At 71.2% G+C, this 17,861-nt stretch carries 23 protein-coding genes; 9 read left to right on the top strand and 14 right to left on the bottom strand.

Annotated elements, in window-relative coordinates; translation table 11 throughout:
* Window positions 1-36: 36 nt before the first annotated feature.
* The 3 genes from OCS65_RS09655 to OCS65_RS09645 all read right to left on the bottom strand — a co-directional run bounded on the left by OCS65_RS09655 (window position 37) and on the right by OCS65_RS09645 (window position 2,166).
* On the bottom strand, window positions 37-477 hold the full coding sequence (locus OCS65_RS09655; RefSeq protein WP_006940846.1) for a DUF6918 family protein: 441 nt from the start codon (window positions 475-477) through the stop codon (window positions 37-39).
* Between the two features lie 70 nt (window positions 478-547).
* A complete protein-coding gene (locus OCS65_RS09650) occupies window positions 548-1,531 on the bottom strand; it encodes an o-succinylbenzoate synthase (protein WP_203330077.1) in 984 nt (327 codons plus the stop codon).
* Window positions 1,528-2,166, bottom strand: coding sequence for a PaaI family thioesterase (locus OCS65_RS09645; protein ID WP_050035607.1), 639 nt, complete (start codon window positions 2,164-2,166; stop codon window positions 1,528-1,530). Before OCS65_RS09645 ends, OCS65_RS09650 begins: the two co-directional genes overlap by 4 nt.
* A gap of 71 nt (window positions 2,167-2,237) precedes the next feature.
* Between OCS65_RS09645 and OCS65_RS09640 the strand changes: the two genes are divergently transcribed.
* The 3 genes from OCS65_RS09640 to OCS65_RS09630 all read left to right on the top strand — a co-directional run bounded on the left by OCS65_RS09640 (window position 2,238) and on the right by OCS65_RS09630 (window position 4,080).
* Complete coding sequence (locus OCS65_RS09640; RefSeq protein ID WP_231772626.1) at window positions 2,238-3,131, top strand: 1,4-dihydroxy-2-naphthoyl-CoA synthase; 894 nt, start codon at window positions 2,238-2,240, stop codon at window positions 3,129-3,131.
* Between the two features lie 117 nt (window positions 3,132-3,248).
* Window positions 3,249-3,698 (top strand): hypothetical protein, encoded by a 450-nt coding sequence (locus OCS65_RS09635; RefSeq protein ID WP_102800518.1) that lies wholly within the window; start codon window positions 3,249-3,251, stop codon window positions 3,696-3,698.
* A gap of 1 nt (window position 3,699) precedes the next feature.
* Entirely contained in the window at window positions 3,700-4,080 is a 381-nt protein-coding gene (locus tag OCS65_RS09630; RefSeq protein ID WP_006935877.1) for a VOC family protein, read from the top strand.
* Window positions 4,081-4,131: 51 nt separating this feature from the next.
* On the opposite strand, the gene OCS65_RS09625 is transcribed toward OCS65_RS09630, so the two are convergent.
* The 5 genes from OCS65_RS09625 to OCS65_RS09605 form a co-directional block, all read right to left on the bottom strand.
* Window positions 4,132-4,488 carry a hypothetical protein gene (locus OCS65_RS09625; RefSeq protein WP_006935878.1) on the bottom strand — a complete coding sequence of 119 codons (357 nt, stop codon included), beginning with the start codon at window positions 4,486-4,488 and terminating at the stop codon, window positions 4,132-4,134.
* A 2-nt stretch (window positions 4,489-4,490) separates the two neighbouring features.
* Window positions 4,491-5,234 (bottom strand): ABC transporter ATP-binding protein, encoded by a 744-nt coding sequence (locus OCS65_RS09620; RefSeq protein ID WP_006935879.1) that lies wholly within the window; start codon window positions 5,232-5,234, stop codon window positions 4,491-4,493.
* Entirely contained in the window at window positions 5,231-5,968 is a 738-nt protein-coding gene (locus OCS65_RS09615) for an ABC transporter ATP-binding protein (protein ID WP_006935881.1), read from the bottom strand. The genes OCS65_RS09620 and OCS65_RS09615 overlap by 4 nt, the downstream gene beginning before the upstream one ends.
* Window positions 5,961-8,246: a branched-chain amino acid ABC transporter permease gene (locus OCS65_RS09610; RefSeq protein ID WP_043803222.1), complete on the bottom strand. Its 2,286-nt coding sequence runs from the start codon at window positions 8,244-8,246 to the stop codon at window positions 5,961-5,963. Before OCS65_RS09610 ends, OCS65_RS09615 begins: the two co-directional genes overlap by 8 nt.
* An 85-nt stretch (window positions 8,247-8,331) precedes the next feature.
* Complete coding sequence (locus OCS65_RS09605; RefSeq protein ID WP_006935884.1) at window positions 8,332-9,750, bottom strand: ABC transporter substrate-binding protein; 1,419 nt, start codon at window positions 9,748-9,750, stop codon at window positions 8,332-8,334.
* 275 nt (window positions 9,751-10,025) lie between these two features.
* On the opposite strand from OCS65_RS09605, the gene OCS65_RS09600 reads away from it, so the two are divergent.
* The 6 genes from OCS65_RS09600 (at window position 10,026) to OCS65_RS09575 (ending at window position 14,309) form a co-directional block, all read left to right on the top strand.
* Entirely contained in the window at window positions 10,026-11,264 is a 1,239-nt protein-coding gene (locus tag OCS65_RS09600) for an inorganic phosphate transporter (RefSeq protein ID WP_168579898.1), read from the top strand.
* On the top strand, window positions 11,261-11,524 hold the full coding sequence (locus OCS65_RS09595) for a hypothetical protein (RefSeq protein WP_006935886.1): 264 nt from the start codon (window positions 11,261-11,263) through the stop codon (window positions 11,522-11,524). Before OCS65_RS09600 ends, OCS65_RS09595 begins: the two co-directional genes overlap by 4 nt.
* 40 nt (window positions 11,525-11,564) lie before the next feature.
* Complete coding sequence (locus OCS65_RS09590) at window positions 11,565-11,903, top strand: DUF3349 domain-containing protein (RefSeq protein ID WP_006935887.1); 339 nt, start codon at window positions 11,565-11,567, stop codon at window positions 11,901-11,903.
* 12 nt (window positions 11,904-11,915) lie between these two features.
* Entirely contained in the window at window positions 11,916-12,215 is a 300-nt protein-coding gene (locus OCS65_RS09585; protein WP_006935891.1) for a DUF3349 domain-containing protein, read from the top strand.
* Entirely contained in the window at window positions 12,212-13,354 is a 1,143-nt protein-coding gene (menE, locus tag OCS65_RS09580) for an o-succinylbenzoate--CoA ligase (RefSeq protein ID WP_065923416.1), read from the top strand. The genes OCS65_RS09585 and menE overlap by 4 nt, the downstream gene beginning before the upstream one ends.
* Before the next feature lie 85 nt (window positions 13,355-13,439).
* Window positions 13,440-14,309 (top strand): 1,4-dihydroxy-2-naphthoate polyprenyltransferase, encoded by an 870-nt coding sequence (locus OCS65_RS09575; RefSeq protein ID WP_231772625.1) that lies wholly within the window; start codon window positions 13,440-13,442, stop codon window positions 14,307-14,309.
* A gap of 20 nt (window positions 14,310-14,329) precedes the next feature.
* On the opposite strand, the gene OCS65_RS09570 is transcribed toward OCS65_RS09575, so the two are convergent.
* The 6 genes from OCS65_RS09570 to OCS65_RS09545 all read right to left on the bottom strand — a co-directional run bounded on the left by OCS65_RS09570 (window position 14,330) and on the right by OCS65_RS09545 (window position 17,847).
* Window positions 14,330-14,713 carry a phage holin family protein gene (locus OCS65_RS09570; protein WP_006935897.1) on the bottom strand — a complete coding sequence of 128 codons (384 nt, stop codon included), beginning with the start codon at window positions 14,711-14,713 and terminating at the stop codon, window positions 14,330-14,332.
* A gap of 51 nt (window positions 14,714-14,764) precedes the next feature.
* A complete protein-coding gene (locus tag OCS65_RS09565; protein WP_050035610.1) occupies window positions 14,765-15,319 on the bottom strand; it encodes a Clp protease N-terminal domain-containing protein in 555 nt (184 codons plus the stop codon).
* A gap of 6 nt (window positions 15,320-15,325) precedes the next feature.
* Window positions 15,326-15,541 (bottom strand): hypothetical protein, encoded by a 216-nt coding sequence (locus OCS65_RS09560; RefSeq protein WP_003937583.1) that lies wholly within the window; start codon window positions 15,539-15,541, stop codon window positions 15,326-15,328.
* 71 nt (window positions 15,542-15,612) lie between these two features.
* Window positions 15,613-16,350 carry a lysophospholipid acyltransferase family protein gene (locus tag OCS65_RS09555; protein ID WP_231772624.1) on the bottom strand — a complete coding sequence of 246 codons (738 nt, stop codon included), beginning with the start codon at window positions 16,348-16,350 and terminating at the stop codon, window positions 15,613-15,615.
* 73 nt (window positions 16,351-16,423) lie between these two features.
* Window positions 16,424-17,515, bottom strand: coding sequence for an L-cysteine desulfhydrase Cds1 (gene cds1 / locus OCS65_RS09550; RefSeq protein ID WP_006935906.1), 1,092 nt, complete (start codon window positions 17,513-17,515; stop codon window positions 16,424-16,426).
* Complete coding sequence (locus OCS65_RS09545) at window positions 17,512-17,847, bottom strand: DUF4229 domain-containing protein (RefSeq protein ID WP_006935907.1); 336 nt, start codon at window positions 17,845-17,847, stop codon at window positions 17,512-17,514. Before OCS65_RS09545 ends, cds1 begins: the two co-directional genes overlap by 4 nt.
* Window positions 17,848-17,861: the final 14 nt, after the last annotated feature.

Genomic DNA, 17,861 nt, shown 5'->3' with positions numbered 1-17,861 from the left:
CCGGACCGCGACCGGTCCGGAAAGACACCGGGTGTCTCAGCCGGCGTGCTTCTGCACCAGCGCGCCCACGCGCGGCAGGGCCTCGACGACGTGCTTCTGCGCCGACGGGCGCAGCTTCTCGTAGACCTTCTTGATCGCCGTGCGCGACGAGGCCTCGATGCGCGCGTCCGTCACACCGAGCAGCGCGTCCGCCACCGTCTCACCGCGGGCGGTGAGGTAGTCGGCGAACGCACCGTTGCCCGCGTAGTCCTGCCAGAACGGCTGGATCTTGGCGACGAACTCCGGCAGCAGCCCCTCGACGGCGCTGGGCACGATCGACGGGCCGAGCTTCGTCACCGCCGCGTAGCCGGCCTTGAGCGCGAGACCCGACGCGCCCTTCTTGTCCGACACCTCGGCGTCGATCAGCGCCTCGACATCGGCGACAACCGCCGGGACCTTGTCGGCGCCGAGCAGGGCATCATCCAGAGCTGCAACCACTTCCACTGCCTCCGTAATGTGACTCGTGAATACGAACGCCCGGAACGATATACGACGACCCGAGCCGCACCTAGTCGAGCGCGGCGCGGCAGCGCCGGACCCGGTCGAACCACCAGCGCACCCGTTCCGGGTCGGCCCGCACGGCCTCGAGGAGCGCCGGATCCGGCGTCACCTCCCCCACCGGGAGCGCCCCGCCGGCCATCGTCCGCGGCGCCGCCACGTCGACGGTGAAGAACCCGCCCGTGCCCAGTCCGCACGCGTACGGCAGCTCGGGCAGCGCGGCCGCCGCGGCCAGTCCGGCACCCATGCCCACGGCCGAGTCGAGCGCGCTCGACACCACCACCGGCACGCCGTGGCCGGCCAACTCGTCGGCCAGCGCCAGCAGCCGTCGCACCCCGCCGAGCGGGGCCACCTTGACCACCGCCACGTCGGCGCCGCCGGCCCGCACCACCCGCAGGGGATCCTCGGCGCGCCGGATGCTCTCGTCCGCCGCCACCGGCACGTCGGGCATCCGGCGGCGCACCTCGACCAGTTCCGGCACCGTCGCGCAGGGCTGCTCGGCGTACTCGAGCGGGCCGTCGGCGACGAGCGCCGTCAGCGCAGCGACGGCCTCGTCCGCGCTCCACCCGCCGTTCGCGTCGATCCGCACGTGCGGGACGAGTTCGCGCACCGCCCGCACCCGCGCGACGTCCTGCGACAGGTCCTGCCCGGGTTCGGCGACCTTGACCTTGGCGGTGCGGGCCCCCGGGAACCGGGCGACGACGGCCGGCACGTCGCCGGGGCCGACGGCCGGGACGGTGGCGTTGACGGGCACGGTGTCCCGGCGCGGCGCCGGGTGCCCGAGCCACGCGGATTCGAGGGCCGAACGCAGCCAGTGCGCCGCCTCGTCGTCGGCGTACTCGGGGAACGGCCCGAATTCTCCCCACCCGGCGGGACCGCGCACGAGCACGAGTTCACGTTCGGTGATGCCGCGGAACCGCACCCGCATGGGCAGCGACACCACGACGGCCGCGGCGAGGATCTCGTCGACGGCGGGCAGGGCCGCGGCGGTCACGGCTGGCCGGGCAGCAGCTGGATCATCAGGGCCTCGCAGTCGGCGAGCAGCGTGCCGTCGAGGTCGTGCAGCTCGGCCGAGCAGAAGAGCTTGCGCCCCTCGACCCGGTCGACCCGCCCCTCCACGACGAGCTCGGTCTCGAGCGGGGTGATCTTGCGGTAGTTCACATGCAGGTAGCCGGTGCGGGCGATGGGATGGCCGGCCGCGTGGACCACCATGCCGAACAGGTCGTCGAACAGCAGTGGCAGGGTGCCACCGTGCGCCGCGCTGTTGCCGCCGCGGTGGTAGAGCCGGAACGTGCCGCGCGAGCGGACCGACTCCGCGTCGAACTTCTCGATCATCCACGGCGGCATCAGCAGGCTGCCGCGACCGGGCAGGTCGATGTTGAAGCCGGCCGGCGACCTGCCCTCGGGCACGACGTGCGGCTCGAGCAGGTCCCCGAGGGCCTCGGCCTGCTCGATGGCCCGGTCGACGACGTCGTCGGGGATGTGGGTGGAGACGGCGAGATCCTGCAGCCGCCGCAGCGCCTCGACGAAGCGACCGTAGTTCGGTCCCGCCTTCACCGGCGTGTACACCGGAAACCCGCCGTGGTGCTCGTAGTCCGCGTCGACCGTACGGTCTGTCTGCTCGCTCATAGCTGCACGGTATCGCCCGGCGACCGTCGCGTCGGCGCAGAGGGCCGCGACCGGAGTTCTATGGTCGACGGGTGACTTTCAATCCTGAGCTGTGGCGGCCCGTACCCGGGTTCGAGAACCTCACCGACATCACCTACCACCGGCACGTCACGCAGGGCACCGTCCGCGTGGCGTTCGACCGGCCGGAGGTGCGCAACGCGTTCCGGCCGCACACCGTCGACGAGTTGTACCGCGCGCTGGACCACGCCCGCATGACGTCCGACGTCGGCGCGGTGCTCCTCACCGGCAACGGCCCCAGTCCGAAGGACGGCGGCTGGGCCTTCTGCTCGGGCGGCGACCAGCGGATCCGTGGGCGCAGCGGCTACCAGTACGCGAGCGGCGAAACCGCCGACACGGTGGACAGGGCCCGCGCGGGCCGGCTGCACATCCTCGAGGTGCAGCGGCTGATCCGGTTCATGCCGAAGGTCGTGATCGCCCTCGTCAACGGCTGGGCCGCCGGCGGCGGGCACAGCCTGCACGTCACGTGCGATCTGACCCTCGCCTCCCGCGAGCACGCCCGGTTCAAGCAGACCGACGCCGACGTGGGCAGCTTCGACGGCGGCTACGGCAGCGCCTACCTGGCGAAGATGGTGGGCCAGAAGTTCGCCCGCGAGATCTTCTTCCTCGGCGACACCTACACCGCCGAGGAGATGCACCACATGGGTGCGGTCAACCGCGTCGTCGACCACGCCGAGCTCGAGAACGTCGCGCTGGAGTGGGCCGCGAAGATCAACGGCAAGTCGCCGCAGGCCCAGCGGATGCTCAAGTACGCCTTCAACCTCGCCGACGACGGGCTCGTCGGCCAGCAGCTGTTCGCGGGCGAGGCGACGCGGCTCGCGTACATGACCGACGAGGCGGTCGAGGGCCGCGACGCGTTCCTGCAGAAGCGGAACCCGGACTGGTCGCCCTACCCCTGGTACTACTAGGGCCTTCTCGCGCCGAGGGGGAGGTTGTCGCGACATCGCGCGAGTAGCTCCCGCGACAACCTCCCCCTCGGCGCCACAACCTCCCGATTGAAACGGCCCGAATCGGGCACACTCCTGATCATGACGGATCGCGAGCAACCACTTCCCGACCACATCCGGCCCGACGGCGTGTCCGACGAGACGGTGGCGGCGGCCGGCAAACTCTCCGAAGCGCTCGAAACGGTGGAGCAGGCCCGCGGGAACCTGTACGCCTTCCACCAGCTGATGGGCCGCGCCGACCTGCTGCTCGGCGACGCTGTGGACAAGCTCGCCGAGGCCGGTCACCGCGAACTCGCCGACCGGGTGCAGACGGAGATCGTCGGACGCAACGTCCTCGAGGGACGGTGGACGTTCCAGATCGTGGAGGACTTCGACGACGGGTACTGGACGGAGTTCCGTGAGCTCGAGCGACAGGTGCGCGACGAACTGGTCCGCGGCCGCCGGCATCTGTTCGAGGCCGAGATGAAGGAGCAGCGCCGCACCCACGGGCGACGGGGGCACGAGGCGCGCCCGGCCGAGGAGGGCTGAGATGGAGATCCTCGGCAGCCGGACGATCCTGCGGCCGGGCGACTACGACGCCGCCCTGCGGTTCTACGGTGACGTCCTGGGCCTGGCGATCTACCGCGAATATCCCGGCGGGACGGTGTTCTTCGCCGGGCAGTCACTGATCGAGGTGGCCGCGCACGGCAACACCGGGCGGCCCCAGCACTTCGAGGGTGCGCTGTGGCTGCAGGTGCGCGACGTCTACGACGTCGAGGCCGAGCTGGTGACGAGGGGGGTCCCGATCGTGCGGGGCGCCCGGCAGGAGCCGTGGGGCCTGCACGAGCTGTGGATCGCCGATCCCGACGGCATCCCCATCGTGCTGGTGCAGATCCCGCCGGACCATCCGCTGCGCCGCGACACCCGCTGACCGGTGCGTCCTTCGGGCTGCTGGGACAGCCCAAAGGACGCACCGGCCGCGTCAGCGGCCCGTCAGCGCGGCCGCGATCTGCTCGGTGTGTGCCTGCGACTCGTAGAGCTGGCGCAGCAGCCACAGCCGCAGCACCCGCGCGATCGCGCCCGCCAGAAACAGCGCGGCGCCGAGGATCGCGACGATCAGCAGCGCCGTGGCGAGGATCTGGTACGACGCGATGTTGCGCAGGTCCGCCTGGGTGAGCGAGGCGAAGTAGACGACGAACGCCGCGACGGCACCGCCGATCATCAGCACGAGCCCGCCGATGCGCGCGGGACCGTCGCCCTTCGCCGCTCCGGTGTCGAGCTTCAGGTCTGCCGCGTCCTGCCGGAACTTGGCGCGCCGCTCCTCGGTGAGTGCGGTCATGGTCATCCTCCTAGGTAGCTGGTCGAAAGTTCGTGTTCGATGTCTGCGGGATCCCCGACCCGCACGACGCGGCCCTGCAGCATCAGCGCGGCCGACGTCGCGATGGGCAGCACCGCCCGCGCGAACTGCTCGGCGACGAGGATCGACAGCCCGTCGTCGACGAGCCGGCCGACGATGTCGTACATCTCGGTGACGATCCGGGGGGCGAGCCCCATGGACAGTTCGTCGAGCAAAAGCACCGTGGGGTCGGTGCCGAGGGCCCGGGACAGGGCGAGCATCTGCTGCTCGCCGCCCGACATCGAGCCCGCGAGCTGGCCCCGTCGCTTCCCGAGGATCGGGAAGCGCTCGTAGGCGACGGCCTCGAGATCCTTCAGCGACACGCCGGTTCCGGTGGCGACCCACAGGTTCTCCCGGACGGTGAGGTTGGGGAAGATGCCCCGCCCCTCCGGAATGGTGCAGACGCCGAGCCGGGCGAGCGCCGCGGCGTCGACACCGTTGACGACGCGGCCGGCAACGCGCAGCTCGCCGTGCTCGACGGGCAGCACGCCCGAGCACACCCGCAGCGTCGTGGTCTTGCCGCCGCCGTTGGGCCCGAGCAGGGCGACCACCGAGCCCGGCTGCAGCGCCAGGTTCACCCCGTGCAGCACCTCGATGGGTCCGTAGCTCGCCCGCACGTCGACCAGTTCGAGCAGCGGGGCCGGTTCGTCGCCGGGGACGTCGACGAGATCGGTGACCGGTGCGTTCATGCGACCTCCTCGGTTCCGATGTACGCGGCGATCACCGCTGGGTCGTTGCGGATCTGCTCGGGGCTGCCCGAGGCGATGAGGGCGCCGTAGTCGAGGACGTGGATGCGCGAGCACACCCGCATCACGAGCGGCAGGTCGTGCTCGACGAGGCAGATCCCGAGACCGTCGCCCGCGAGCCGGCACAGCAGGTCCGCGAAATCGTCGGTCTCCCGCTCCGTCTGCCCGGACGCGGGTTCGTCGAGCAACAGCACGCGCGGCCGGGTCATCAGCGCCCGCGCGACCTCGACGACGCGGGCGCGGCCGGTGGGGATGTCGGAGACGTCCCGGTCGGCGACGTCCGTGAGCCCGGTCAGCTCGAGCAGCCGGTCGGTCTCGGCGTCGATGTCGTGGCGGGCGCGGGTCGCGGTGCGGTGCATGTCGCCCGCGACCCGCAGGTTGTCGCGCACCGACAGCGACAGGAACAGCTCGAGCCGCTGGAAGGTGCGGGCCAGCCCGCGCCGGGCACGCTTGTAGGGCGCCGCGCGGGTGACGTCGACACCGTCGAGGAACACCTGCCCGGAGGTCGGTTTCTGCAGCCCGGTGACGGTGTTGAACAGGGTGGTCTTGCCGGCGCCGTTGGGCCCGATCAGGCCGGTCACGGCGCCTGCGGTGACGGCGATGCTCACGTCGTCGACGGCGGTGTGACCACCGAACCGGACGGTGACGCCCCGGGTCTCGAGCAGGGTGTCAGACATGCGCGCTCAGCTCCTTCGCGACGGTCGCGGGCGGTTCGGCCGCCGGATGGGTGGGCCGTGCCGCGGGCAGCCCCAGTTCGCGGTCGAGGCGGTAGCGGCCCTCGGCGGTGTACGGCTCGTCGAGGCCGACGAGTTCCGGCGGGGTGGTTCGCCGGCGGGCCAGCTCCTCGGGGTCCAGGACCGCGCCGGGCATCAGCCATTCGCCGATCACCGGGAGCAGGAACACGATCGTGATGGTCAGCGCCGCGAACCACCAGTTGCCCAGGACGCCCGTCAGCGCCAGGACGTAGAGCACCGCGATCACGGCGCCGCCGCCGTAGAGGACCGGCCGGGCGGACAGCAGACGGCGGTAGCCCTCCACCATCTGGTGCACGCTGCCCGACGGGTTGTGACCCACCCCGATGCCGATGAGCGCGGGGCTGACCGCGGCGATGTTGCCGAGCAGCAGGTACAGGCCCTCGAGCTCGGGCTGCGTCTTCGCGAGGTTGTTGAACGAGACCATGATGACCGCGAACCCGACGCCGGCCATGAGGCCGCCGAACAAGGCCCCGCTGACGTAGCCGATGCCGGCCACCACGGTGAGCATGAGCAGGGTGAGGCCCACGATGATGCTGAAGTTCTCGCCCGCGACCGCGCCGGTGGCACTGGACATGAGGACGCCGCCGAGACCGGCGATGGCGGCCGAGAGCATGAAGACGCTCAGCTTCAGGGTCACCAGGTTCTGCCCGAGCATGGCCGACGCGGCGGGGCTGTCCTTCATCGCCGCCAGGCGACGTCCGTAGCCGCCGTTGCGCAGGGCGACGACGCCGACACCGAGCAGCGCGAACAGGACCGTCGCGGTCATGAGGAACGTCGTCTCGTCCTGCAGGTCCAGCGGCCCGATCCGCAGCGGCGGGATCACGAGTGAGCCCCCGGTGAAGATCGAGAACTTCACGCCGAACAGTTCGTGCTCGGTGGTGTCGCGCAGCACCATGTTGGAAACGAAGACGCCGAACGCCATGGTGGCGAGCGCGAGGTAGAGACCGCGCAGCCGCAGGGCCGGAAGCGCGACGAGCCCGCCGACGAGCGCGGTGACGGCCACGGCCAGCAGCACCCCCCACACGGTCAGACGCTGGTCGAGACCGGTGCCGGTGATCCCGAAGTGGAACACGACGATCGTGGCGATGGCCCCGAACGACAGGGGTGCGAGGTTCATCTCGCCCGCGTATCCGGTGAGCAGGGTCAGCGACAGCGCGACGATCGCGAAGGTCATGCCCAGCGTGAACGTGGTGATCGCGGATTCCACCATGAGCAGGCGGACGAGAGAGACGACGGCGACGAGCGCAACCGCCCACACGACGGCCTTGCGCACGCTCGGCACGTGGTAGCGCTCGCGGGTACGCATCGCCGCGCCGCGCAGCCGGTCCTGGGGCAGGACGATCAGCACCACGAACAGCGCCACCATCGGCAGCGAGACCCGCAGGTTCGACGTCCAGGCCCAGGACGAGGGTGCGTAGCCGATCAGGTAGGCGCCGGCGAGGCCGAGCACGAGGGCGCCGACGAACGTGCGCGGGATCGAGCTGAGCCGGCCGAACATCGCGGCCGCGAACGCGTCGATGACGAGCAGGGTGAGCATGTTCGCCTCGAGGCTGCCGCCACTGATCGGGGTGATCAGCACCCCGGCGAGGACGGCGAGGGTGGAGCCGAGCGCCCACGAGAACGCGGCGATCCGTTCGGGGTTGTGGCCGTTGAGCCGCAGCAGGTCGGGGTCGTCGACGACGCCGCGCATGGTGGCGCCCATCCGGGTGCGCTGGAAGAGCATGCGCAGGCCGACCGCGATCCCGATGGCCGCGACCACGCACAGGATCTCGTGGACGCGGACGAACGCGCCGAGCACGCTGATCCCGGCGTCGTCGCCGAAGAACATGCCGAGCGAGCGGGGCTTCTCGGGATGCCAGAACCACTGGGACAGGAACAGCATCCCCAGCATGACCGAGACGGTCACGACGATCTTGGTGACCTCGGCGGTGTCCCGCAGGCCCCGCATGATCACGACGTACAGCGCCAGGCCCATGAGCGGCCCCGCGAGGAACAGCACCACGAGCAGGGCCAACGGGACGGGCAGTCCCCAGCCGGCCGTGAGCTGCCAGTAGAGGAACGCACCGAGCATGGCCTGGGCGCCGTGCGCGAAGTTGAAGATTCCGGAGGTGTTGTAGGTCAGAACGAGCCCGGAGGCCGCGATCGCGTACACGGACCCGAGCACGAGGCCCAGGATCGTGAACGTCACGAATGTGTCCATGGTGAAGCCCTGTCGGTAGAGAACCGGTCGTGGGGAGGCGGGGCAGTGCCGTGCGGGCACCGCCCCGCCGGTCGGTGCAGGCCGGTCAGTCCTGCGGCTTGATCACGTTCGGGTTCATGAACTTGGTGGCGATCCGGTCGGGTCCGAGTTCGGTGCCCCACGTCTCCGGGGCGGTCTTGACGAGGTACGCGTCGTTGCACTCGAACTCGGCGGCGGTCTGCGGGAACGCCTGCGTGTAGGTCTCGCCCGTCAGCGTGACCGTCAGACCGCAGCTGGCCGGCATGTTGGCACCCGGGTCGGTCACGGCGTGCAGTCCGCCGCCGTCCCACTCGTGGATCTGCGACAGCTCGTCGATCATGCACTGCCGGGTCAGGTCGGAGCCGCACTCCTTCGCCGCGGTCGCCCACAGCAGGAACGACGAGGTGGCCTGCATGCCGAGCAGCGCGGTCTTGCCGCCCTTCTCCCCGACGAGGTCGAGGTACTGCTGCACCGCCGGCACCTTGTCCGCGTTCTCGAGCATCTGGAAGGTCATGCCCGCGTGCAGGTTGTCGAGCAGACCGCCGGCGTTCGCCTCCTCGACGGTCTGGCCGTACCAGGTCGCCTCACCCATCAGGACGGGATCGATGCCCACCTGGTCGAGCGCCTTGAAGAAGTTCAGCTCGTTCGGCACGGGCGACCGGGAGGTCCACAGGCCCTCGACGCCGCACTCCTTGAACTTCTCGGCGAACGGGACGTAGCTGGCCTCGCCGTCGTAGTTGATGGTGACGCCGCAGTTCTTCAGCTCGAACCCGGCGGCCTCGGCGATCGAGCGCACCTTGGTCAGCGACGTGATGATGGTCGGCATCGTGCTGCCGACCAGGTCGAACTTGTCCTTCAGGTCCGGCCGCAGCTGCGCCATCTGGAACCATGCCGAGCCGTTGGCGTAGTCCACCGGGAACGGCACCCCCTGATAGGTCATGGGGCCGTTGGCCGCCTCCGGCGACACCGTGAAGCCGGGCACCGCGGCGAGGTTGCAGGCCACGCGGGTCTGCTCGGCGGTCTGGTCCATCGCGAAGCCGTGACCGACCATCATGAACTCGGAGCGGCACGCGTCCTGCATGACGGAGTTGGCCTGGGTCATCGCTGCGTCGTAGTCGGTGCCGACGATCGTGCGCCCATTGATGCCGCCCTGGGCGTTGCACCAGTCGATCATCGCGGAGACGGCGTCCGACATCTCCTTGTTCAGGCCCGGGCTCTTGGCGTAGCCGCGGTCGTCGCCGTAGCCGATGCGGATCTCGGTGTCGGTCACGCCCTGGTCGGTGGCGCCCGCGGCGTCCCCCTCCCCGCACGGTGAGTCCAGGGTGCCGAATTTGTCCACCGCGACGGTATCGGCCGCGGCGGCCCCGGTCCCGGTCGCGCCGGCCCCGCCCGACGGGTCGGCGCCGCGTTCGCCGGCACAGGCCGAGAGCAGCGCCGCGGACGCCGTCAGCGCCAGCACGGTCCTGGCGAGTGTGTGCTTGTTCAAGGTCGGGTGTCTCCTTCGTCGCGGGGCTCCGTCCGGCGGAAGCTCCGGGGCGGTGTACTGCGGCGAAAGCTAGCCAGGGCCGGGAAGGGCGGGACGAGAGATTCCCGTTCAGTGAGACCTGCCGTGAAGCCGGTCACACGCTCCGCGCCGAGTGAAACTCCACACAGCGGGGAACCGGCGCACGCGGGCTGCCACCACCGGAAGGAGCCGGGGTGTCCGCGTTCACCTCGCCGTCGCTGTACTTTTACCCACCGGCTACCTCACAATCGGCAGATGTGACCGCAGAGCTTGTCGTCCTCCTGGTGGTGGTAGTCACTGCCCTCGCATTCGACTTCACCAACGGCTTCCACGACACCGGGAACGCGATGGCGACATCGATCGCCACCGGTGCCCTGAAACCGAAGGTGGCGGTCGCCCTCTCCGCCTCGCTCAACCTCGTCGGCGCGTTCCTGTCCGTCGAGGTCGCCGCGACGGTCGCCAAGGGGGTGGTCAACCTGGGCAGCACCGGCGGCGAGGCACTGCTGCTCATCGTGTTCGCCGGTCTCGTCGGCGGCATCCTGTGGAACCTGGCGACGTGGCTGTTCGGCCTGCCGTCGAGCTCGTCGCACGCACTGTTCGGCGGCCTCATCGGCGCCGCCCTCGCCTCCCTCGGGATCGACGGCGTGGTGTGGGACGGAGTGATCGGCAAGGTGATCATCCCGGCGCTGCTGGCGCCGGTGGTGGCGGCACTCGTCGCCACGGTCGGCACCTGGTCGGTGCACCGCATCACCCGCACGGTGCCCGACGAGACCCGCGGTCACGGCTTCCGCATCGGCCAGATCGGTTCCGCCTCCCTGGTGTCGCTGGCGCACGGCACCAACGACGCGCAGAAGACGATGGGCGTGATCTTCCTGGCGCTCGTCGCGCACGGCAGCCTCACCGCCGACGCGGAGATGCCGTTCTGGGTGAAGCTCTCCTGCGCCGTCGCGATCGCCCTGGGCACCTACCTCGGTGGCTGGCGCATCATCCGCACCCTCGGCAAGGGACTGGTCGAGATCGCACCGCCGCAGGGCATGGCGGCGGAGTCGTCGTCGGCCGCGATCATCCTCACCTCGAGCCACTTCGGTCTGCCCCTGTCGACCACCCACGTGGCGACCGGTTCGATCCTGGGGTCCGGACTCGGCACCCGCTCCGCGAACGTGCGCTGGGGCGTCGCCGGCCGCATGGCCGTCGCCTGGCTGATCACGCTGCCGTCCGCGGCGCTCGTCGGCGCGGTGTGCTGGGGTCTGGCCCACCTGATCGGCGGCCTGCCGGGCGTGATCGTGGTGTTCGCGGTGCTGTGCGCGCTGTCGCTGCTGATGTACCTGCGGTCACGCCGGCAGCCGATCGACGCCTCCAACGTCACCGCGGAATGGGACGGCAAGCTGGCTCCGGCTCCGGCTCCGGCTCCGGCCCCGGCCCCGGCCCCGACCCCGGCGCCGGCCCCCGAGGACGTGCCGGCCGCACCGACCACTCCCACGGAGGGACGCCCGTGAACCTGTTGACGAACACCCTGAGCTCGCTGTGGCAGGTCGTCCTCGTCGGCCTCTTCTTCGGAGCGGGCCTGCCGGCCGTCTTCGCGCTCGGCATGCGGTCGCTCGTCGCGGGGCGCGCCGGAGAGCAGGCCCGGCCGAACCCGCTCGGCATCGCCGGCGCCGTCGTCTGCTTCGCCGTCGTGCTGATCGCAATCGTCGCGGGGATACTGTTGCTGGCTTCGGACTTCCTGTCGAGCACCTTCGGCATCGACGTCTTCTGAGCCACCGCTGTCCCGCCGTCCGACCCACGAAAGAACCGCATTGCCCAAGTACTCGCTCCGTTCGGTCCTCGACTGGCTGCGCGCCGGTTATCCGGAAGGCATCCCGGCCAAGGATCACTTCGCGCTGCTTGCCGTGCTGCGGCGGCGCCTGACGGACGAGGAGATCGCCGAGGTGTGCGAGATGTCGATCGCCACGGCGCACGAGCACCCGGAGCGCTGTGTCGACTACGACACGCTCGAGCAGATCATCGCCGGGGTGCTGAACGAGGAACCGGCGGAGGAGGACCTCGAACGGGTCGCCGGGCGCCTCGCCGCGGGAGGCTGGCCGGTGGTCGCCGAGGACGGGACCGTGGTGACCGGCGACGACGGGACGGACTGAGGAGGTGCCCCCGTGACGCTTCCGCCGTTCCTCACCTCGATCATCGAGTGGCTGCGGGCCGGCTACCCGGAGGGCGTGCCGGAACAGGACTACGTGCCCCTGTTCGCGCTGCTCAGCCGGCGGTTGTCGGAGGACGAGGTCGACCAGGTGGCGCACACCCTCGTCGACGACGGGGACCTGCCCATCTCGAAGACGGACATCGCCGTGCTGATCACGAAGATCACCAACGAGATGCCGCTCGAACAGGACATCGATCGGGTGCGCCGGCACCTCGAGACCGGAGGGTGGCCGCTCACCGGCCCCGCCACATGAATCTCGAGGTGCTGCCCGTCCCCCCCGGCGACGCCGTGCGGGAGGTGCTGCCCGCACTACGGCGCATGCTCGACGGCGACGGACCGGCCCTGCTCCCCGTGCCGGTCGCCGACGACCGGGAAATCCGGAGACTGACCGAAGCGCTGCGCCCGGGCGAACCCGTCGACGACGGCATCGGCCTGGTCGTCGCCACCTCGGGCACCACGGGCACCCCGAAGGGCGCCCAGCTGACCGCCGGGGCGCTGCGGGCCAGCGGTGACGCCACCCACGAGCGCCTCGGCGGACCCGGCTCGTGGCTGCTGGCGCTGCCGGCCCACCACATCGCCGGGATGCAGGTGCTGCTGCGGGGCCTGCTCGCGGGAGCCGGGCCCGTCGTGATCGACGTCGCCGGCGGCTTCGATCCGGATCGGCTGCCGGCGGCGGTCGCCGCCATGCCCGGTGGGCGGCGCTACACGTCGCTGGTGCCCACGCAGCTGATCAAGGCCCTGGACCACCCGGGTGCCGTCGCGGCCCTCGCCGACCTGGACGCGGTCCTGCTGGGCGGGGCCGCCACGCCCGCCCCGATCCTGCGCCGTGCGCAGGACGCCGGGATCACCGTCGTCCGCACCTACGGGATGAGCGAGACGTGCGGCGGGTGCGTGTACGACGGGGTCCCACTGGCCGGGACCACGGTCCGGGTCGACGCGCAGTCGCGGGTGTGGCTCGGCGGGGCCACACTCGCGCGCGGCTATCGCGGTCTGCCCGATCATCCGGCGTTCGCCGAACCCGGCTGGTTCCGCACCGACGACGCGGGCGAGCTCGCCGACGGCGTCCTCCGCATCCTGGGGCGCCTGGACGAGGCCATCTCCACGGGCGGCCTCACCGTCGTGCCGCAGGTCGTCGAGGCCGTCCTGCTCGAGCACCCCGCGGTACGCGAATGCGCCGTGATCGGGCTGCCCGACCCCCGGCTCGGTCAACGGGTGGCGGCCGTCGTCGTCCCGGAGGTCGGCGCCTCCCCCACCCTCGACGACCTGCGAGCCTGGACCAGCGCGACGCTGGACGTCACGGCGGCGCCGCGGGCGCTGCACGTCGTGCCGGCCCTGCCGTTACGCGGCCCCGGCAAGGTGGACCGGCGGGCACTGGTCGCCCGGTTCTCGTAGGCCGACCGGGTTCGGGCGAGCGAATGTATCGCTCATCTCCTCGGGCCGACGGCATGGCACATTCGCTCGATGGCAGGATCGACGCATGGCAACCGCTGGTCAATGGCTCGAAGGCGCCCGTCCGCGCACCCTTCCCAACGCGATCGCGCCCGTCGTCGCCGGCACGGGGGCGGCGGCCGCGCTCGACGGCGTGGTGTGGGGGAAGGCTCTCCTGGCGTTGGTGGTCGCCCTGGCGCTGATCATCGGGGTCAACCTCGCCAACGACTACTCCGACGGCATCCGCGGGACCGACGACGACCGCGTCGGGCCGCTGCGGCTGGTGGGATCCGGGGCGGCGTCGCCGGCGTCGGTCAAGCGGGCCGCGTTCGCGTGTTTCGGAGTGGGCGCGGTGGCCGGGATCGCCCTGGCGATCACGAGCGCGTGGTGGCTGCTCCTGGTGGGCGCGGTGTGCATCGCAGGCGCCTGGTACTACACGGGTGGCCGCAACCCCTACGGCTACAGCGGGTTCGGCGAGATCGCCGTGTTCGTGTTCTTCGGGCTCGTCGCCGTGCTGGGCACGCAGTTCGTGCAGGCCGGCAGGGCCGACTTGGTCGGGCTGGCGTGTGCGGTGGCGGTGGGCTCGTTCTCGAGCGCGGTGCTGGTGGCGAACAACCTGCGCGACATCCCCACCGACACCGTCTCGGGCAAGCGCACGCTCGCGGTGCGGCTGGGCGACCCGCGGACCCGGACGCTGCATCTGATGCTGCTGGCCGTGCCGTTCGCGGCGTCGCTGGCACTGGTGGCGCGCACGCCGTGGGCGCTGGCGGGCCTGCTGGCGCTGCCGTTCGCGGTGCGCGCCCACGCACCCGTGCGGTCCGGCAGCCTGGGGTTGAGCCTGATCCCCGCGCTGCGGGATTCGGGCCTGGCGATGCTGGTGTGGGCCGTTGCGACCGCAGCCGCCCTGTTCCTGGCCTGAGGCGTCCCGCGCCCGGAACTTCAGTCCCGGTCGGGCACCAGCACGCCGAGCACCCAGTTGACGATCGAGATGATCAGCGCGCCCCAGAACGCGGTCCAGAAGCCCTCGACGGTCAGGCCGTAGTCGGTGAACTCGCTCAGCCATGCGGTGAGCAGGAGCATCAGGGCGTTCACGACGAGGGTGAACAGCCCCAGCGTCAGGATCAGCAGCGGCAGCGACAGCAGCTGCACGAGCGGCTTGACGAAGGCGTTGACGACAGTGAAGACGAGCGCGATCACCAGCAGGGAGATGATCTCGTTGGCGGCGCCGGTGCCGGAGCCGGTGAAGTCGATGCCGGAGACCCACTGGGCCGCCAGCCAGATGGCGACGGCGTTGAGGACCAGCCGGACCAGGAAGTTGATCATGCCGCCACTGTCGCATATTCCGGCCCCGGCGCGCGGTCGGGAACCGGTCGGTTAGGCGGCGCGACCCGGGTAGTCGCGCAGGCGGTCGCGGAGCGCCCTGCGGGACACGTGGGACTCGACGAGCGTGCAGGCGCGGTCGTCGTCGGAGCGCAGTATCCCGAGCAGGAGGTGCTCGCAGCCGATGACGCGGTCGCGGCGCGCGAGGGCTTCCCGCAGGGCGAGCTGCAGGGACTTCTTCGCGGCAGGATCGAACGGAAGGTGGCCGGCGAACGGCCCCCGCCGGTTCCGGCCGGGTCCGCGGTCGAGGACGCCCTCCCCGAAGGTCTCCTCGAGCCGGGCCCGGACCGAATCGAGGTCGATTCCGATGGCACCGAGCGCGGCGGCGTCCTCGTCGCCGAGCACCTCGGTGTCCCGGGCGAGTTCGCTGCGCACGGCCTCGGCCGTGAGGCCGACGTCGGCGAGCAGGTGCCGCAGCGTCACGTCCGCGGTGACGAGGAGGCCGAGCAGCAGGTGGGCCGGCTCGATGCGGGGAGCGTTCAGCTCCCGGGCCTCCGCCTGCGCGGTGACGACGGCGGCTCGTGCGCCGGCGGTGAATCGTTCGAACACGGCGGATCACCCACGCTTCCGGTTGTACTTCTGGTGGACGGCCTGCCTGCTCACCTCGAGCGCATCGGCGATCGCCTGCCACGACCAGCCCTGCCGGCGGGCATTGTCGACCTGGATCGCCTCGAGTCGTTCGAGCAACCGTCGCAGGGCCCGCACGGCCCGCAATCCCTCTGCGGGGTCGGGGCTTCCGGCGGCGGCGGCGAGTGTGGTGGCCTCGGTCATACCGTCAATTTACGTTGACAAGCGGGCGGACGTCAAGAAAAGTTGACGCGCCGGGCCGGGGCGCGACCGGTTCAGTACCGCGCGACGGCGCCGTCCACCGCACGCTGCAGCTCGTCCTGCACCAGGCGCGTGACGTCGCGGACCTTACCGTCGAGGTCGGTGATCGGCTCGGTGAGGAACACGCTCGCCGGGCGTGACGGGTCCTTGCCGGGCCCGTAGCCGATGCCGACGCACACCAGCGCGGGCCGCGCCCCCAGATCGCGCGAGCGGCGGACGATGTGCCCGATGCCGGTCCCGAGCGGCTGCAACCGGGTCGGGTCCCCCTCGTTGCAGGTGCCCTCGGGGAAGATCGCGACGCTGTCGCCGTGATGCAGCCGCGCGGCGGAGACGTCCATCATCCGGCGCCCGGCATCGGAGACCGCCCGCAGGCCGTGGTTCTTGGCCCGGAAGACCGGGATCCCGCCCATCATGTCGATCTTGCGGCGCTGCGACTCGTCGGCGAACAGCTCGTCCTTCGCCAGCACCCGCGTGCTGCCGATCACCGGGCGCAGCGGGGAACGCCACGCCGTCGCCGCGAGGACGTACTGATCGCTGTGGGTGAGGTGGTTGGCGACGATCAGGAGGGGCGTGCGAGCCCGGATGAGTTCGCGGAGGCGATCGCGGACCCCGTCGTCGCAGCGCACCCGGGGGCGGTACCGGGCGGCGAGCAGGGCGTAGGCCGCCCGGGCGACGGGCCGGCTCTGCCGGTGCTCGAGGTAGAAGTCGTAGACGGCTTCGTAGTTGTCCAGGGCCACGACGGGGCGTTCCATGCCCCCACGATACTCAACCTACGACACCGTAGGCTACGGCCTCGTAGGGTCGGGTGCGGCGGGCCGCGACGGCTCAGGCCTCCCACCTGCCGGTGTCCGCGAACTTCTCGAGTGTCGCGGTCGGGCCGGCCAGATCCATGCCCTCACCGGCCACCCAGCCGTCGTCGAAGTAGGTGCCCGCGTAGCGTTCCCCGCCGTCGCACAGGAGGGTGACGACGCTGCCGCGCCGGCCGTCGGCGATCATCTCGGCGATCAGGCCGAACGCACCCCACAGGTTGGTCCCGGTCGAGCCCCCGACGCGGCGGCCCAGGCTCTCGCTCGCGTGCCGCATGGCGGCGATCGACGCGGCATCGGGCACCCGGATCATCCGGTCCACCACCTGGCCGACGAACGACGGCTCCACCCGGGGCCTGCCGATGCCCTCGATCCGCGACGGCATGCCAGTGGTGTAGTCCACCGAGCCCGTCTCGTACCCGCCGTAGAACGCGGAGTTCTCGGGGTCGACGACGGCCAGCCGGGTGCGGTGGCGGCGGTACCGGATGTACCGCCCGACGGTCGCGCTGGTGCCGCCGGTGCCCGCGCCGACGACGATCCACTCCGGGATCGGATGCTCCTCGAGCTGCAACTGGGTGAAGATCGATTCGGCGATGTTGTTGTTGCCGCGCCAGTCGGTGGCCCGCTCGGCGTGGGTGAACTGGTCCATGAAGTGACCGCCCAGCTCGACGGCGAGCCGGCGTGCCTCGGCGTAGATCTCCGGCGGCCGGTCGATGTAGTGGCACCGCCCGCCCTGCGCCTCGATGAGCGCAACCTTGGCGGGGCTGGTGTTGCGCGGCATCACCGCGACGAAGTCGAGGCCGAGCAGCTTCGCGAAGTATGCCTCGCTGACGGCGGTCGAACCGGACGACGCCTCGACGATCGGGGTGTCCTCGCGCACCCAGCCGTTGCAAATGGCATAGAGGAACAGCGACCGCGCGAGCCGGTGCTTCAGGCTGCCGGTGATGTGCGTGGACTCGTCCTTCAGGTACAGCTGGACACCCCACCCGGGAGGCAGCGGATAGCGCAGCAGGTGCGTGTCGGCGCTGCGCTGGGCGTCGGCCTCGATCAGCTGGACGGCACGGTCCACCCAGTCCCGCGACGCGCTGCGATCGACGACGCCGTCGCTCACCTACGATCCTCGCCGCGCAGGCGGGCCTGCAGGTCGGCCCGGTCGGCGCGGCGGCGCGCGTCGACGGACGCGATACTCTCGTTCACCCGGCGGCGCAGCGGCGCGAACACGACGAGCGAGAGCGGCAGCGCGATCAGCACCGCGAAGAGCGCGGCGACCAGCAGGGGGATCTCCACTCCGAACAGGCGGGGCACGTAGAGGATCACCACAGCGAGCACGAGGACGAGAGCCAGCCGGGCCAGCGAGTAGAGGGCGACGTCCCGGGCCAGGGTGCCCTTGCCGGTGCCGGTGTTGCCGGGCTGGTCAGGACGGTTCTGCGATGCTTCACTCACCCGTCCAGGGTAAC

Source organism: Rhodococcus aetherivorans, from assembly GCF_025722975.1.
GTDB classification, from domain to species: Bacteria; Actinomycetota; Actinomycetes; order Mycobacteriales; family Mycobacteriaceae; genus Rhodococcus; species Rhodococcus aetherivorans.
This window is presented reverse-complemented; position numbering and strand designations above follow the sequence as displayed.